The 16601-nt window shown below is 63.5% G+C and carries 12 protein-coding genes; 5 read left to right on the plus strand and 7 right to left on the minus strand.

The genetic code is table 11. From position 1 onward, the window contains the following. Positions 1 to 575 (plus strand): hypothetical protein (locus tag KBY78_RS07735; protein WP_255143104.1); only part of this gene is annotated, 575 nt, incomplete at its 5' end. 58 nt (positions 576 to 633) lie between these two features. Here the strand turns inward: KBY78_RS07735 and KBY78_RS07740 are convergent. The 5 genes from KBY78_RS07740 to KBY78_RS07760 form a co-directional block, all read right to left on the minus strand. Beyond that, a complete protein-coding gene (locus KBY78_RS07740; protein ID WP_255143105.1) occupies positions 634 to 849 on the minus strand; it encodes a hypothetical protein in 216 nt (71 codons plus the stop codon). 197 nt (positions 850 to 1046) lie between these two features. Beyond that, positions 1047 to 1346, minus strand: coding sequence for a hypothetical protein (locus KBY78_RS07745; RefSeq protein ID WP_255143106.1), 300 nt, complete (start codon positions 1344 to 1346; stop codon positions 1047 to 1049). A 227-nt stretch (positions 1347 to 1573) separates the two neighbouring features. Next, positions 1574 to 1765 carry a hypothetical protein gene (locus KBY78_RS07750; RefSeq protein WP_255143107.1) on the minus strand — a complete coding sequence of 64 codons (192 nt, stop codon included), beginning with the start codon at positions 1763 to 1765 and terminating at the stop codon, positions 1574 to 1576. A 210-nt stretch (positions 1766 to 1975) separates the two neighbouring features. Further along, positions 1976 to 2233, minus strand: coding sequence for a hypothetical protein (locus tag KBY78_RS07755; protein ID WP_255143108.1), 258 nt, complete (start codon positions 2231 to 2233; stop codon positions 1976 to 1978). 20 nt (positions 2234 to 2253) lie between these two features. Next, entirely contained in the window at positions 2254 to 3000 is a 747-nt protein-coding gene (locus tag KBY78_RS07760) for a C39 family peptidase (RefSeq protein ID WP_255143109.1), read from the minus strand. A 191-nt stretch (positions 3001 to 3191) separates the two neighbouring features. Between KBY78_RS07760 and KBY78_RS07765 the strand changes: the two genes are divergently transcribed. The 4 genes from KBY78_RS07765 to KBY78_RS07780 all read left to right on the plus strand — a co-directional run bounded on the left by KBY78_RS07765 (position 3192) and on the right by KBY78_RS07780 (position 5727). After that, entirely contained in the window at positions 3192 to 3734 is a 543-nt protein-coding gene (locus tag KBY78_RS07765) for a hypothetical protein (protein ID WP_255143110.1), read from the plus strand. 63 nt (positions 3735 to 3797) lie between these two features. Then, positions 3798 to 4721, plus strand: a complete 924-nt coding sequence (locus tag KBY78_RS07770) for a major capsid protein (RefSeq protein ID WP_255143111.1) — start codon at positions 3798 to 3800, stop codon at positions 4719 to 4721. A gap of 50 nt (positions 4722 to 4771) precedes the next feature. Next, complete coding sequence (locus tag KBY78_RS07775; RefSeq protein WP_255143112.1) at positions 4772 to 5221, plus strand: hypothetical protein; 450 nt, start codon at positions 4772 to 4774, stop codon at positions 5219 to 5221. Between the two features lie 5 nt (positions 5222 to 5226). Further along, positions 5227 to 5727: a hypothetical protein gene (locus tag KBY78_RS07780; protein WP_255143113.1), complete on the plus strand. Its 501-nt coding sequence runs from the start codon at positions 5227 to 5229 to the stop codon at positions 5725 to 5727. A gap of 949 nt (positions 5728 to 6676) precedes the next feature. Here KBY78_RS07780 and KBY78_RS07785 read toward each other — a convergent pair. Beyond that, positions 6677 to 12607, minus strand: coding sequence for a DEAD/DEAH box helicase (locus KBY78_RS07785; protein WP_255143114.1), 5931 nt, complete (start codon positions 12605 to 12607; stop codon positions 6677 to 6679). Positions 12608 to 12616: 9 nt separating this feature from the next. Beyond that, positions 12617 to 16516, minus strand: a complete 3900-nt coding sequence (locus tag KBY78_RS07790; RefSeq protein ID WP_255143115.1) for a hypothetical protein — start codon at positions 16514 to 16516, stop codon at positions 12617 to 12619. Between the last annotated feature and the right edge of the window lie 85 nt (positions 16517 to 16601).

Here is a 16601-nt window from a genome sequence, read left to right on the forward strand (position 1 = left end):
TCAACCCGGAGGAATACTCCCGCCTCCAGGAGGCCGAACGCCAGAAGCAGCTGCTGGAGCAGCAGGTGGAGCTGCGCGAGCGGCAGATGGAGGAGGCCTCCGCCAAGAAGGTGGCGGCTGTGGCCGCTGAGCGCGATGCGGCCTCCACCCTGGTGCTGCAGCTCCGCAAGGAACGGCTGCTGGAGCGTGCATTCTCAGAAGCCGAGGGCCGCAATGGCGGTGACAGCCGCGGCACGTTCTTTGATGTGTTCAAGGGCCAGCTGGGCGAGAGCTTCCGCCTCAGCAGCGGCAAGGACGGCACCGATGTGCTCGAACCGCTCGACGGTCAGGGCCAGCCGCTGCTGGGCGACGACGGCCGGCCGATGACGACCGCTGAGTTCCTCGATCAGCTGCGCATCCATCCCGTCTACGGCTTCCTGTTTCAGCAGCGCGGGGCGATGGGGGCCGCCAGCGCCCTGACGGCAGCCCCGGCAACGGCCGGTGGCTTCGGGGAAGTGCTCAACCCCCACGCCATGAGCGCCAGTGAGCTCTACCGGGCTGGCTTCGTGACCAGCGGCCGCAGCTCCCACCGCTGAGCAGCGGCGTTCAGCAGCCCAGAAAGGCCCGGCAACGCCGGGCCCGATGGCCGCCGCCTCAGAGCACCGAGACGGTGCCGAGGCGCCTGGCGGCCAGCTTGCGCGCCAGCGCATGGGCCCGCTCAGCCGGCATGTAGCGGGGCTTTTTGACGGGACGGCCGGAGCGGCCGTAGTGCTGGGTGATGCGCTCGGCGCCGGCGACCTTGAGGCCAGCGGGATAGATGTGCACCACCAGCTGGCGGATCGGGCAGGCCAGGGGAGCAGAGGAGGCCATGGGACAGAGGCGAGGAACGCCCGCCCCATCGCCCCGGCCGGTGCGGTCTGGCAAGGGCCGCACAGCGGCTCGTGAAACCCTTGCCAGGCCGAGCCGAGCCTGGCGACCGCCAGGCGGGCCGGGGCAGTGCTGGTGATTCCTCGCCGATCCCATGGCCGAGCGACTGGCCAGAGCTGAACCACCTGTGGCGGCCACGATCAGACACCCACAGCTGTGGCCTCCGCTGCCATCGCGGCCTGGACCCGCTCCACCTCAGCCTCGTGGGCGGCCTCGATCGCCGCATCGATCTCGCCGGTGCGGGAGAGGAACTGCTCGATCGCCGGGAGCAGCTCCTCCTCCAGCAGGGTGATTTCCTCTTCCCCGTAGGGGTGATCGATCCAGAAGCGGTGGATGGGTTTGCCCTGGTGGCTGCTCAGGATCCAGAGCAGGGCCCTGTGGCAGGACTCGACCAGGGCCACGGGATCTTCTCGGGTGAGCCGAGCGAGAGAGGGGGACATGGGAACAGGCGCCTATGGCGCTGTGACGGGACGCCCGACGCACCGCCGGGAAGGCAAGGGGCGGCGACCGCGCAGCGGCCTCGCCGCCTTGCGCAGCCCTTGCCCCCGGCGGACCATGAAGAAGCCCGGCACGATCCCTTGCGGGGAACCCGCGCTGGGCCAGACAACCCCCGAGGGCAACAAAAAAAGCCCGGCCGCAGCCGGGCCAGGCCCACGGGCTTCTGCCCTCAGAGCCTGGGCTCAATCTCAGCTGCCCAGGAGGGGAAATCAGCGGGATCGATCCGCTCGAACAGGATCTGGTGGCAGAGCCTCAGCAGCCGGTGGCGATGCGGATAGCTGCTGAGGCAGCGGATGCTGATCTGCTCCAGTGACTCAGAGCTATGGAGCTGAAGTGAGCTGTGCCGTGATGAGGAAGCCATGGCAGGCGTAGCGAAGACCCCGAAGCAGGCCGGGTGGGGTCAAGGGGCAGCCACGACCAGCAAGCGAGGCGGAGCCGAGCCAACGCAACAGGTCTGGCTGACTCGCGTCAGCCCTTGAGGCCGCGCGGACCATGAGGAGGGCTGCGCGCAGCCGATCCACAGAGAGCCGGTGGAGCAGGTCGGCAGGCCAGCTCGCGCAGCACTCCCTCGTTAGGGATCAGGGTCTCTGCGCCGCCCGGCCGCCAGGCTGCTGCCCCCCAGCAGCGCCAGGGTTGTGCCCAACGCCGTCTCAAATGTCCGTTGAAGGTGGTCGGGATAGCTGGCGCAGGCCGCTCGCCGTAGCTGCTGGCGGCCCACGTGAAAGCAGACGCCCAGACCGGCGGCATAGAGCCCGAACTGGGCGATGAAGATCCCCGCCACCGCCCGCAGCAGGAACTTCTCACGATCGAACCCTGCAGGGCCGGCCATGGCTGACTGAACTCCTCAGTTCAGGGATGGCAGGTGAGCAGCCAGCCGGTGCCGACGCCATCGGCCTCCCAGCGCGGCAACCAGTTCTTCCAGCTGAAGTGCTGTCCCGCTCCCTGGGTCTTGGCTGTGTAGCCGCCGTGGACGAGATCGGCCTCACCGTTGGGGTCGTTGTGGACGGCATGGGTGTCGGTGAAACTGATCACCACGCTCCAGTGACCGCCGCCGCTGGGGGAAGAGGCGGGGCCGTGATGCAACCAGCCCACCGCTACCGGCCGACCCAGATTGATCTGCTCCTCCAGCGTTTCGCGATGGCCGTTGGTGGCGAAGTTGGCTGTCAGCCCCAGCGAACGCAACGCTGCCAACTGCGCCTCGGCAGAGGTGGTGTCGCCGTAGCGAGCACGGATGAGGTTGTACTCGTCATCGCCGGAGACCTTGCCCCAGTAGCGGGCAAGCATGGCGCAGCTGCTGGAGAAGCACTCGCGGTAGCCGGTGCCGCTGGCGTTGTCGTTCTGGTTCTCCCATGCCACCGGCAGGGGATTGGCGAACTCCGGTGCCGGTGACGCAGGCGCCGCGGTGGAGAAGGTCTGCCGCCAGGAGGCGGCCTCGGTGAGGATCGCGGGGTCGGCGGCCATGACCGCCTGACGCAGTTGCTCGATCCCGTCGAGCTGCTGGGGCTGGGCCTTCCAGTGGTCCCAGAACTGGCGCCAGCGATCGGCGCTGAACGGCGCCTGAGCAGCAGGGGTTGCAGAGGCAGAGGTGGCGGGCATGGCAGCAGGGCAGTCCCCTGCTGTTGCCGCAGTGCAGCTCTACGGTCGTGACACCGCTCCTCAGCAAGATGGCTCTTGCATCCAGGCACCAGCCGCTGCCAGTTGTTGGTGCAATGGTGGCTGCCGTGACTCTTGGGCTGGGATCCCCACCGCCTCTCCACGCCTTGCCTGGAGAGAACAGCACTCAGCTGGTGCGGAACTGGCGTGCCGCCACTCACATCCTTCCCAGGCCAAAAGCAGAGCGGAAATACACCGATGGCTACCCCGACCTCAGTTCGCAAGGTGCCGCGGCTGGAGGAAGCCTCGCTTTCAGTGCTTTCCTGAACAGCAACGGCGTCTCCGAAAGCGAAACCATCGACTACAGGCCTGAGGCCTGTGAAAGGGAGCCATACCGTTGTTCGGGTCAGGTGATCTTCCAGAAAAGCGGCAATGACCTTGGGCACCTATTGATTGCCGAGGTGTTTGGTCCGGAGGTGCTGGAGGACTTCCTTCGCTCGGAAGCCCTGAAAACAGTCAAGGAACCAGGTGGGGGGTCCAGTCAGGTGAGCGTGTTCTATGCCGGCCAGCGCTTCAACTACACCACCTGGGTTCACGGCGAGTCGGGGAGGACGCGAGCCATCTCCCACTTCACCGTTCTGGAGAAAAACGATGCCGAACTTCGACGTCGCATTCAGTTGGCCGAGACCTGCTCCAGCCCAAGGATGCGCAGTGACCCTCTCTGCAGTGCTCCCTGACCACGCTCCAACGCAGCTCGGCAATAGCCCGTGACCTCCCTGGGGCCTGGCCCCACCCATGTCATGGGCCTCACCCTGATCGAGGCAGCCAAGTACGAAACCCGCCTCGAGCACCTCGCCGTGCTCAAGACCTTCTCGGAGGGGGAACTGCTGGCCCGGCTGCCATTTCTGAACATCAACGGCAGCGGCCTGTTCTATGCCGCCGAGCAGGAGCTGCCCGCGGTGGGCTTCCGGGCCGTGAACGAGGGCTACAGCCAGAGCTACGGCGTGATCGACCAGCGCGCCGAAGCCGTGCACCTCTTTGGCGGTGATGTGGATGTGGACCGCTCGATCGTGGACCTGATGGGCCCAGAGGCCCGCGCCAGCCAGATCGAAATGAAGATCCGCTCCATGCGCCTGACGCTGGAGGCCACGATCGTCAACGGTGACGCCAGTGCCGATGCGCGGGCCTTTGACGGCCTGGCCAAGCGGCTGCCGGCCGGCAGCGAGCTGGCGATCGACAACGGCAACCAGCCGCTGGCCTTTGATCCGCTCGATGAGCTGATCGATGCCGTCGATGGCATGGGCCGGCCCAAAGTGCTGCTGATGGGCCGGGCCATGCGCCGCCAGCTCAATGCCCTGGCCCGCAGCAGCAACTGCTGCTCCTACGTGGCCGAGACCAATGCACTGGGCATGACGGTGCATCGCTACCAGGACTGCGAGATCCTCACCGTCGATCGCGATGCCCAGGGCCGTGAAGTGCTCGGGTATGGCGAGGCCGGCGGCACCAGCTCGATCTACTGCCTCGCCCTGGGGGATCAGGGGGTGACCGGCCTGCAGGGTCCGTTCCAGAGTCGCTACGGCATCTCGGTGCGGGATCTGGGCGAGGTGCCCGATGCCCCGGTGTTCCGCACCCGCGTCGATTGGTACGTGGGCTTTGCAGTGCTGCACCCCCGCGCCGCCGGCCGCCTGAATGCGATCACGCCGCCTGTGATCACTACGCCTTGATCTCAAACCCCTGAGCCACCACCCCTGATCCCGATCACCGGAGCATCACCATGCCCTCCATTCCCCAGGCCCACCGCAGCAACCCGCTGATTGATGCGGAGACCACCCTGGTGGGCGCCATCGCCCACGGCGCCCTGCGCCCCGCCCCCAAGAAGTTCGTCAGTGGTGAGGTGGTGCGGCTGAACACCAAGCTCGATGCCGCCGCCCGGTTCACGCTGGTGGCCAGTCATTCAAACCACACCGCCGCGGTGACGGTGGACCTGCAGCTGGCACCGCTGCTCAAGGACGGCGCCACCGGCAGCTTTGTGAGTGCGGTGAAGGTGTCGCTGCCGGCCGAGGGCGGCCGGGTGGAGGCCTACCTGAGCGGCCATGACATCAACATCGCCACCGCCGATCTGTCGCGGGTCCAGTGGCCCTGCATCTGTTTTGCCAAGGCGCTCGTCACCCCCTCCACCCCGGCCGACCTGCATGTGGGCCTTACCGCCACCATCCCCGCCTGAGCGCCATGACCACAACCCCAACAGCCAGCGCCACTCCGATCGATCCCCGCACCGGCTGGGTGCTGCTGCACAACGGCGACCAGGAGATCTACGTCTGGGCCGTGCATGCCGGCGGTTGGCATGCGTTGGGCTGGACCATCGGCCCGGCACCGGCGCCAGCACCGGAGCAACCGATCGAGCCGGAGGATCCGTCGCAGACAGGCGGCTTGCCCCCGGAGACAGAAGAGCAGACCGCCGCTTCCTCACCTGAGGCCCCGATCGAGGAGCTGCCCGAAGAGGGCGAGGACAGTGGAGATCAGTCTCTTCCGGCGATCGAGCCCGACGCCGACACGGAACCTGTGGACTTCACGGCCATGACCAAGGCCGAGATCATCGAGCACTGCTTCCGTGAATACGGCGTGATACTGGATGCCAGCCTCACCAAGAGCGCCCTGATCAGCGAGGCCGAGGCGCTGGTCTCTGCAGCGCCCCTGCCGGATGCGCTGATGGATGACCTGATGACCTGAGCGCCTCGGAGCGGATCTGGCCCCGAGGCACCGGAGCTGGGCCTTACGCCCTGAGCTACTGACGCAAGGGGGCGAGGGCCTTCTTCTGGGCCCGCTGCGCCGCCAGGCGCACCTCACGGTGCGACACCGACATGGCGCTGATTTCCAGCTCTCGGCTGCAGCGCGGAGTGAGAGGCCCTCGAGGATGGTGAGCCGCAGGGCCGTGGCCTCGGGGGCAGGCAGCTGATCCACCAGGTGCTCCAGCGCCAGCCCCTCGCTGGCAGGGCCAGAAGCAGGCTCGTGCTCAGCAATAGCCAGCTGATCGAGCAGGGATGGCTCGCCATCGCCCTGGGCATCGAGGCTGACATGCCCAAGAGGGCAGGTGCCCTTCTCGTGCTCTCGGCGAGAGACGCGCACAAGCCGGACCCGATCGCACAGGTGGTGCTGCAGGGCACCGGTGATGCAGCAGCGCAGATAGGGCCCAGCGGGCTCGCCTGTATTGAAGCGGGGAGCGGAGCGGAGCAAGGCCGCTCACGCCACCTTGACCAGATCCTCCCGCTCCACCAGAGGGGACAGGCCCCGGGCAGCGGCTGAGGCAATGGCATCGGCCAGGGGCAGGTGCTCCAGCACCAGGACATACGGGCCTTGAGGGAAGAACGGCTGAGGGCATAGGACTGCTGCTTGCGGCGGGAGGGGGATGAGAGGGAAGCCATCTGGGGACGGCGGAGAACCCCCCCCCCGCCGGCCGGCCGAAGCGCTGTGACAAGGACGCCCGACACCGGAGGGCGCATGGCCCGATCCTTGACGCGGCGTAAGGACTGGCCGAGGGATGCGGTGGGTGTGCGCCGGCGCGGTGGCCACCCCCTCCCCTGCCGGTGCTGGAGGGCTTCAGCCCCGGGTGCACCATCAATCTGCAGGCCCGAGCATGAACTCACAAAGATGCGGCACTCGCAAAGTTGAAGGCAGATTGCTATTGCAGAACTTGCAGAAATTCGGCCACCACGGCAATGGCATTTTCGTCCTCTTCGGCAAGAACAATTGGATCGAAAGCCGTATTAAGCGGTTTCAGGGTGATTTTGACGTGCCGCCAGGTGTCATCCTCCCCATAAGACTTCTCGCTTTCGTAGCGCTTTACGGTGTAGCGGGTGCCACTCTCGGGATCGGTCTCGTTGCGGAGCTGGACAAGGACGATTTTCCCTTGGCGGCTGCCTTCGACCGGGGTGGAGAAAAGGCAGTAGGAGCCGTCCGGGATTCGTGGCTCCATCGACTTGCCAACAACCTGGGCAACGAACATGCCTCTGCGTAGCTTCCGGCCCGCCTCTACGACAACCCATTGATTCCACTCGGAATCCTCTGGTACTTGCTGGGGATCACTGAACAGGCCGGCGGCGGCCTTTAGCGGGATCAGCGGCAGGCAGTTCACATAACGCTCTTCAGGTCTGGGATCCACAACCCGAAGTATCGCCTGTTCAGGTGGAGCCGAAGCCCCCTCACTTGCACTGAACCAACTGGTGTCGGAGCGCAGTCGCCCTTTCAGATCGATGGCATTGAGATACCCCGCCAGCTTTCGGAAGTGCCGCGTCATGGCGCCTTCATCGCTGAGATCACTGACCGCGATCTCGATCACGTCATAGCCGTTGTTGCGCAGCCAGGAACGAATCTGCGCGTCTTTCTCAGCCGTTGCAGGATCACCATGGAGGTGACCACTCATGCCATCCAGATAGATGCAGACGCCTTCATCGGGGTCATGGTGTGGTCCGCGATAGATCACATCTGGTGTTGTGGTGCCGATGGCACGATCAAGTTGCAGCTGTTCGCCACGGGTTCCTTCCTCGAAGCCTGCGGCGAGTAGGAGATACCGCAGCCGGCGCTCAACCTCATTGACCGGATAGCTGCCTTCTCCAGGTGCCTGCGAGGGCTGGACTGCCGGGATGTCGTGGGAGAGGGAGAGTCGCTCGCCCCATGCCATGAGCTTCTGCGAGGCCAGCTTGCGATCGAGATGTTTGTGGTAGTAGCCGTTGCGGAAGGTCTGAAGGCAGTCGATACAGGAGGTGTCGCATCCTGAGGGGCAACCATCCACGACTGCTTTCGCTGCTGCAACAATTTCGCTGAATCGTTCGCAGATCTGATCCAGCAGTCCTGAGCCACCTGGCATTGGATCCCACAGGACGGCATCTACGTCATCGCGGTCGACATGGCCAAGAACCAGCACCTGCAGGTCATCCATGGTCATATCGAGCACCTGCGCAGCCGCGAAGCGCAGGGCTTCCAGCACGCTGTAGGCGGTTGTCTGGTCGGGGCATCCTGGAAGGGGGAGTGCGTCTGCCACCACATCGGCGTAGAACCCCAGGGGCGAGATTTCCCTGCCGCAGCGCTCCTTGTGGTTCTGGTCGAACAGTGTGCGCTGCCGGTCCGATGACAAGGGCGAGATGCTCTGGCCGCAGACAGTGCAAACGGGGTAACCAAAGTTGCCGGTTCTCTCAATCGCGCGGGTCGCTCCGACATTGACCAGGCGCAGGCGTACGCCACGGCGCAGCTGCAGCGGCTGTTCGCCCCACTGGAAGGCACGGCCTCCGTTGTGTTGATCGCGCTCCAGACCGAACACAGCAACCGGCAGCTGGAAACGCAGATCTTCCTCATCGGAGATGTGCGATTGATGCACCAGGTCGACATCGCAGACGGAAATCGCCTGAACACGCTGGGACCCAAGACCTGTCGCTGCCGCCGATTGGTTTGTGGGCTTCACAGCCTGGCGATCGATCACCACCTCGAACACCGGCACCTCGGAGGTCTGCTCGTCGGCGTCACGGTGGAAGCGCCGTGCAACAAATCGGTTGCCGTTGGCGTAGATCAGGTTGCCGGGGACGTATTCCCGCAGGGCCACGCTCGGTGGACGCGGCAGGGTGAAAGCCATCGCTCCGGTGCGCCAGAACGGGATCTCGGCCGTGCCGAGAACTGAACCCACTTCGAGGCCATAGCCCGGCAGGAACCCTTCGGCAGCGAGCACGCCGAAGGTGTTCACGTCGTCGTAGCCCTCTGCCTCACGCCGTCCTCGACTTGCGGTGCCTTTGAGGCGCTTGACCAGTGCATCGCAGCGACGGAAGAGCGCGTCGTCTTCGGGTTCAAGCGTGCCTTGCTCCTCTCGCACGGCATTCAGGCGCTTGATCTGGTCGAGCGCCCAGCGCAGGCGGCGGTTGAGCCGGCCCAACACGAGCTCAAGACCAGGCACCATCTCGGCGACATGCCGGCGCAGGGCCTCGGGCGTAGCGACTTCGGCGTCCTGGGATGGCCAACCCTGGCCGAATGCCAGCTGCACGTAGCTGGAGAGATCGTCGAGGTTCGCTTCGATCAACTGCCGCAGGGGCGTGAGATCGAAGGGAGTCGTGCGAAGCAGGCCGCCATCAAAGAGGTAGGAGGACACGCGATCGGGCAGGCAGGTCTTGAGCACGCCGTCCACCGCCTCCCATTCTGCCGGTGTGCGCGAAATGTCCCGGGTGTATTGATGCAGCCGGGTGATGGCCGTGGCGTGGACGTGCTTGCCCACCATCAGCTCGTTGCGGAGGTTGAAGGCGGGCGGATCCACTCGGCCGGCGAGCAGCTTCGGTGGATCGGTGAAATAGGCACGGTCGTGGGAGACGGGACGGCAGTAGGTGATGTCCACCGCCATCCGGTGCCGACGCCCTGCACGGCCAGCCCGCTGCCAGTAGTTGGCGGGCAGGGGCGGCACGTTCCGCATCAGCACCGCATCGAGCTGGCCGATGTCCACTCCCAACTCGAGCGTGGGGGTGCAGACGAAGGCGTTGATCGCATCCGACTCGCCGCGGAACAGGTTCTCCAGGCGCTCGCGCTCGTCGTGGGGCACCATCGCCGTGTGCTCCTCGGGCCTGAGCATCGAGTAGCCCTCATCGAGCAGCTGCAGGTCGTAGTTGTCCTTGTCTTCGCTGATGAACTCCAGCGTGCCGTTGCAGCGCCAGGCCATGCAGGCGTTATGCGGGGTGCGGCGGGTGCTGCGGCGCCGGCAGCTGCAACAACGCCAGATGCCGTGGTTGCCCTGCAGGCGGAGCTTGTCTGCGTCCACCTGGTAGACCCCGCTCACCTGGGGCAGAGGCCTGCCCTTGGAGCCTTTCAGGGTCACCGGCAGCAGGAGCTTTTGGGTGACCAGGAAGCGGAAGAGACGTTCAAGGAAGTCTTCGAGATCGTCGGGGTCCACGCCCCACTTCTTCGCCACCTGCTTGAGCACGGTGTCACCACGGTCGCTGAACCACTGGGTGACCAGTTCCGATTTCTCCTGGGCGTCGCGCCGTAGCTTGGTGCCATTGGGGGCCCCGAGCTGCGGCAGATACCCCTGCTGGATTTCGAGGTCGCCGTCCATCCAGTACTTGCTGAAAATCTCCCGTTCCGGATCGTGCAGCACGCGCTTGCGGCGGAGATAGTCGAGAACGCTGGCGACACCGTCTCGCAGATCCTCTGGCGGCATCCCCAGATGGGCCGCCTCGCGTTGAATCCATGGCAACGCAGCATTGAGGCCCTCGTACTCCACCTTCATGCGGCCCCAGGGTTCAAGACCGATCGCCTGGCGTGAGGACAGGGTGACCTCGCGTAACACCTGGATGCGAAGAAACTTGCGCCGTTCCTGTTCGTGGCGCCCACCACCACCTTCCTTGCGCTGCACCTGCCAGACCTCAGGCACGAGGGCTCTCGACAGGGATTCGTCTCGTTCGAGCTGGTCGTCGACAAAGCGGGCCAGATCGCCAACGGAAATCGGCCCTTCACTGAGCCCCTGGGCCATAAGCGCCCGTAGGCGGAAGCGTCGGGCGTGATCCTTCATCCAGCCAGCCTGGAAGGCCGCGTCCTGGCGGTTGTCACAGAACACCAGGAGCCTTGGCCGCTCGGAGTGGTGCACCATGTCCTGGGCTAAGACGTGCACGTCGGCCACGTTGGTGGCTCGCACTGGACGGGCAGGTTCTCGGTAGTAGCTGCCGCTGCGCCGGCCAATAGCCCCGCAGGAGAGGCAACTGGTGAGGTGGCCAGGGTTGTCGGGGTTCTGCCGAATTGCATAGAGCCTCACCATCTCCCCACCAGCCCCGCAGTGCAGGCAGTGCACTGCGGGCTCGGGGTGCGCGGCGCCGCAACTGCGGCAGAAATGGAGAGGTGTCGTTCGCTCGTGCTCTTCGAGCTCGTCGTCTGTGTCATCACCGCTGCCACCGATGACCCGATCCAGCAGGACGACGCGTTTACCCCCCTGCGCTTCTGCCAGTGGCTCCCAGAAGGAGGTGTCGTCTGCTGCCTCCCCGCCACCAGGTCTTCTCTGGGTGTACTGGAAGTCCTTGAGGAAGGTGATGAAGTAGTGCTGGCCGCAGGTGGTGCAGGTGGTGACGGGGAAGTGCGTGTGCCGGTCATCTTCCCCGCTGACGTGCAGCTCGTCTTCTGCAGCCAGCCAGAGCTTGGGGTCTGCGTCCCCTTTGGGGAACGTGACGACCGCTCCGCTAATCCCCCTGACGAAGGCATGCACGACGGGACGCAACAGGGGTCGGTTGTCGCTGCGGGCAGCGGCACCAAGGGTCAGCCACGCCAGCACCTCCTCCTCACCCACGGGCCGCTGCACCCGCTCCAGAAGTTGTTGTGGCAACTGGTCAAGGGCGGTGGGCGTGGCGAGCAGTTCGGCCAGCTGCCAGGCGATTTCGTTGCTGGCGAGGGCCTGGTAGAGCTCAGCGGCCCAGTCGCCCTCCGGTAAAGGCTGGCCGGCGAGCTTGCGGTACACCCCACGCACCTTTTCGCCTGAAGGGTCTTCAACCGCCTTGACCGTCTCAGCGAGTAGTTCGGCTGGATCCTGTTTCGGAGCCGGCGTCACACTGCGGGAAGCCCCCCAGGTCTCCCGCTCATAGGCCTCACCCACGGTGGTGACGGCATCGGCCGGCACCCCGAAGAACCGTGAGGCAAATTCGAGGGCGGCGTTGGGGTTCTCCCTGTCGACGATCGTGGCTGAGGTGGCGACGCAGACGGTGTCTTGCGCGGCGCGTCCGCAATAGGCGCGAAGGCGACGGATCAAGCAGGCGGTTTCCGCACCCTGGGCCCCTGTGAAGGTGTGGGCCTCGTCGAACACCAGGAAGTCGAGGCGTGCCCCGTTGAACAGCTCCGTATCGCGCTGACGGGTGAGTAGCAGCTCGAGCTGCTTGACGTTGGTGAGCAGGATGCGTGGCTGCCCGCCGGGCTTGCGCATCTCCTCCCGCGAGCAGACCTCCTCCGGGGGATAAACCGTGTCGCTGCGGCGCTCGTCGCGGACTTCCTTCAGTTTTGCTTCGTAGTCGGCACGTGATGCGCCGCGAGGCAAGCGGATCCCAGCCACCTCAGCTTCTGTTTCCGGCGTCTTGCCCACATACATGCCGAAGGTGATGCCCGTGCCGGCCAGCAACGACCGCAAGCGGCCGAGCTGGTCTTCAGTCAGGGCATTCATCGGATAGACGATGACCGCTGAAATACCCGGCGGCGCGTTCTCATCGCGCAGCGTGAGGCCCTTGCTGGTGATGGGGTAGAGGAAGCACTCTGACTTACCCGAGCCAGTACCGGTGGAGACGAGCGTGGTCTGGCCTGCATAAATGGCGCGGATCGCCTCATCCTGGTGGCCGTAGACATGGGTGATCTCGGCCGGGATGCGCTGACGCATGTGGGGGTGAAACACCCCTTCAGCGATCAGCTGGTCGACCGCGGCCCCGCGACGAAACGGGCGGGAGACGCTGACGAAGGGCCCCTTCAGTAGCGGTGAATTGCGCGTGGCATCGAGTGAGAGGAGCTCCCGCATCTGAGCGAGCAGCCGCTCATCGGCAAATGGGTAGGCGGTGAGCTGATAACGCAGGAAGCTGCGGACGATCTTTTCGGTGAAGACAACGGGGTTGAGCGCCATGACGGGTCCTCAGGAGAAAAGCTGCATCTGCTGGTCGTCGCTGACCGGGATTTCTGCCACCGAAGGTGGCGGAGCCGCGACTGCATGGCCACTGCGTTCGGCTTCAATCTCGGCGAGCAGGTTTTGGTAGCCCTTCTCGCCGAGGAGATTGCGGGCGTGGAGATGGCATTCGCGCCAGGACTCCTCTGCGGATTGGCTCAGCTGCCAATCGCAGAAGCGGGGACCCAGGCGGCTGGCGACGGGTTGATGCTCCAGTGCTCGCTCATCGTGTCCGAGGCCATAATCAGCGAGGCGCACGGCATCAGGGAGGAGCCAACCCTCACCATTGTTTTGTGTCAGGAAGGCCTCAATACCAGCTTCGCGATCACCACCATGCTCGCGGATCTTTGCCTCCAGATCGTGGAAGGCGACCAGCGTCAACACCGTATGCCTTAACTCGGGATCCTTGTCTTGGTCAATCCGCCAAAATCCCTTTGGATCTGAATGAGTGTAGCCCGCAGGGTGATCACATCCTTCAAGGACCATGCGAAAGCTGGCATTGTTCAAAATCCCTAGCAATACAGCGCACACGCAATCGAGAACAATGCGGCACCGCAATATCTCAGCAGGACAAAGCTTTTGGCTGGATCTCCATGGCTCTGCAGATAAGGCGTCAGCCGATCTGCACCATGCAGGGGCGAACACGACGCCAGGAAGACAAAGGCCGCGGGATAGCGAAACAAAATGTTTCTTCGGTATTGATCGAAGCGGTGGAAGTGGAGCCTCTTCAATGATGAAGTAATTGACGCTAAGGCCGCACATCCGGCGTCGCATGACATAATCAAAAGCAAAGGAGTTCATGAGCGTGCAAAGCGTCTCCTTGCATGCGTTGCGCAAGTGAAAAAGAGGTACCTTGTTGCCGCTGGGCATTGGCGGTGTTACAGCCGCGATAATTGTCCTCTGGTTTGTTGCAGAGGTGACGTCCATGAACGAAACTAGCGGATCAACCGGACTAGGGAGTTGTGTGTCAGAATCGCTACTGGTTAGGCGTTGCAGCTCCTGCTCAAAAGCCTCATCTCCGTGATTCTCCTTCACCGCCTGTAGGTGCTTGGCAAGCCCTGCGAGTTCGGCTGTTCGAAAGCCCATGATGAATTGAGGATCAAGGACTTTCTCCTCTGGGGGCATTTCTTGCCAAACCGCTGAGCGTCCACTTCCGGAGACCCAACCTTTCTCGCTGAAATCGAATTGGCCGATCATCCGGCCTTCGTACAGCGGGAGTCCAATCGCAGGCCCCCGAACGGGAAGTTCGACAGCATTTCTGCCACGACCAATCTTGATTATCAGTGCATTGCCGCGTGGATCTGTAAAATCGACTTCTGCAATCCTTTCTTCTTTGATCCAAGCATCTCCTGCTCTAGAGAGGATGATTCCCTCGGGAATCTCTGCCCGAGGAATCAGCAATGTGTTGTAGGGAGCTGGTGCACAGCGCAAACCTCCAGAGGTTTTTGCCACGTCGCCTGGGTTGAGGGAATGGCCGCCAGCAATGCATCTATTGGCGGATCGTTGATCTACGTTGGTACTGGCCTCGTAAACCCACTCGTCGAGGCCTAGGCTATTCACCGTCACATTGGCGGAATCTATGCCCAGTTCTTGCCATAATTCATTGATCGGGTGCCATTCGCCCTTGATCCAGCGGCTGTACTCGTCCGGCCGATACCCTTGATCTTCCCACTTGGTGCGCGGCGGGAAGAGCTTCGAGTCATTTGTCATATCATATTCGCGCTCATATTTGATACCCCAGCCTAAGGGATCGTTATCACCAAGCGGAACAGAGCCCGCATAGATCCTTTGGATCGTCTCCAGTTCGCTTTGCGACTGAATCTCAAGGATCGCTTTGGACCGTGGGCTGAAGCGATCAACTTGTTCTCGTACATAGGGCGTGGCCAGCTCCTCGGCGCGTTCCCAGTCTTCAAGTTTGCGGCGCATGAAGGCCGTTTGGATCACGGATGTGGAGCCCCCCTTCTCAAGAATGATCGGATTGAACTTGAAGCTTCGATGAATGGTGAAGATCTCCTCGCGATTCTCAAAGCCAAACAGCCACTCCCATTGGCAGTAATCTAGGAAAAGACGCCGCAGGGCGCCCGTGCCATGGTCTGAATACAAGCCTGACGGAATGATGTAACCCAATCGACCACCTTGGCGCATTAGAGAATGCGCTGTCTCCAGAAAAGCCTTGTAGAGATTGATGTCTGCCGATCCTTGGTGCTGGAAGGGGTGGGCTGGGTCGGCGTAGCCCCCTGTCCGTTGTCTCAATCCACGCCAGCGAGCATGAAAAGCCTCGTTCTGACGGCCGCGCTCGATGATGAAACGGTCGTTGCTTGCCTCTTTTGCTTCTGGGTCCCCATAAGCTCCGGCCGCGTACTTCATGAAGTTGGACTGGGCCCGAAAGTCCGCGTTGTAATCAAGCCAGCCCTGCTCGAGCTCCTCACTAGCGAAAAAGCCGGTCTGTTTCCGCAGGGCTTCCTGCTTGCCGTAAGTGCGGTAGAGGGGGTCGATGTTGCTGAAGAACTCTTTGGAATTCGGCTTGGCGATATCCCAAGGTGGATTGCCAAGCACCGCATCGAAACCTGCTCCTTCGGCGCAGAAGACATCAGGGAACTCCAGCTCCCAATGGAAGAAGCGCAACCGAGCAGCGGTCTCTGCTGCAACGGTGCAAGTCGCCTCAGGTGCGTTGCTCAAGGTGCTGGGCAAAGGAGCCTGCTCCAAAGCATCCGCTGGCCAGAACCAGCAAGCGCACCAAAGATCCATTGCGGCCTTCAGGCTCTTGTAGGCAGGCGCACCCAAGAGCTCGTCTCGATAGATCCGTGCCCGCTCGGCGGCATCCTGCACAGGCAGATCGTGCAGCTTGGCTAATAAGTCCAGCGCATCGGCGTGCACTTCTGTTGCCTCCCTTGCCCGATCGCGCGGATCAAACAGCGTTGGCCCCGATAGAAAGTTCTTCAGGTCGGTCTTGAGATCTCCCATCGCGAAATCGCGCAGAGCCTTGCCCCGCGCCTCTTTTGCGAAATGGACGCCATTGGAGTGGTTCTTGTCGCCCCCCTCCCGGTTTTTCCAGGCCATCACCGGGTAGTGGAGGAACTGGTCGAACCAGGTGCCCACCAAAGCATTACCGCACTTGACCTTGTGATCGAGGAACGAGAACGGCAACGTGCGGTCCATCGTCTCGATCCAGAGCGACAGACGGCACAACTCCACTGCGAGGGGGTCGAGGTCCACTCCGTAGATGCAGCGTTCCACCACATGGCGCTTGAGCACCGCCCGAAGACGTGGCTCGAAACTGGCGTCTTCCGATGGACAGGGGATCAGTTCCTGCCCTAAGGCCGCCACATCATCGGCATCCTCCGTTCGAGGCCTGAGCAGGCTGACCACGGAACGGTCACCACGATCTGCCACACGGCCGTGGTGGTGCACCGAGGCATAGAGGGCATCGGTGATGAAGCGCAGCACCGCCACAGGGAAAGTCCCCGAACCGCAGGCGCTGTCGCAGGTTTTGATCGCGAGGATTTCTTCAGGGCGCTTCGGCTGCCAAGCGCTGACGGGAGCCTCAAGATCGGCAGTGCCGTCCTCTGTCGTCGGCGGGTCATAGAGCAGCGGCCGCAGGGTGCGCTGCACCGTTGGCACGGCCAAGCCCGGACGGGTGTAGAAGGTGCCAGAACCTTTGCGGGTGCCGCCCCAGCGCACCAAGTACCACTCGCCGGGCAACACCACACGCACGACCAATTGCCGTGCCTTGCGAGCAACCGATTCCTCATAGGCACGGCGCGTGTCGGCAGTAGCGGTCGCTCTTGGACGGCGAACGAGTTTGCCGGCATCAACAGCTCGACGCGCAGCAGCGTCCCAGCAAGTGGTGTAATTCAGGAGGAGCAGCACCGGCGTAGCCGGTGCTGACGGCTCAGCTCTTCAAGCGTCAGTCGTGGCAAGAGGTGGGCCGGTCTGTGACCCTGTTCGGAGCACT

The sequence above is a fragment of the Synechococcus sp. EJ6-Ellesmere genome (genome assembly GCF_024345875.1).
GTDB classification, from domain to species: Bacteria; Cyanobacteriota; Cyanobacteriia; order PCC-6307; family Cyanobiaceae; genus Regnicoccus_A; species Regnicoccus_A antarcticus.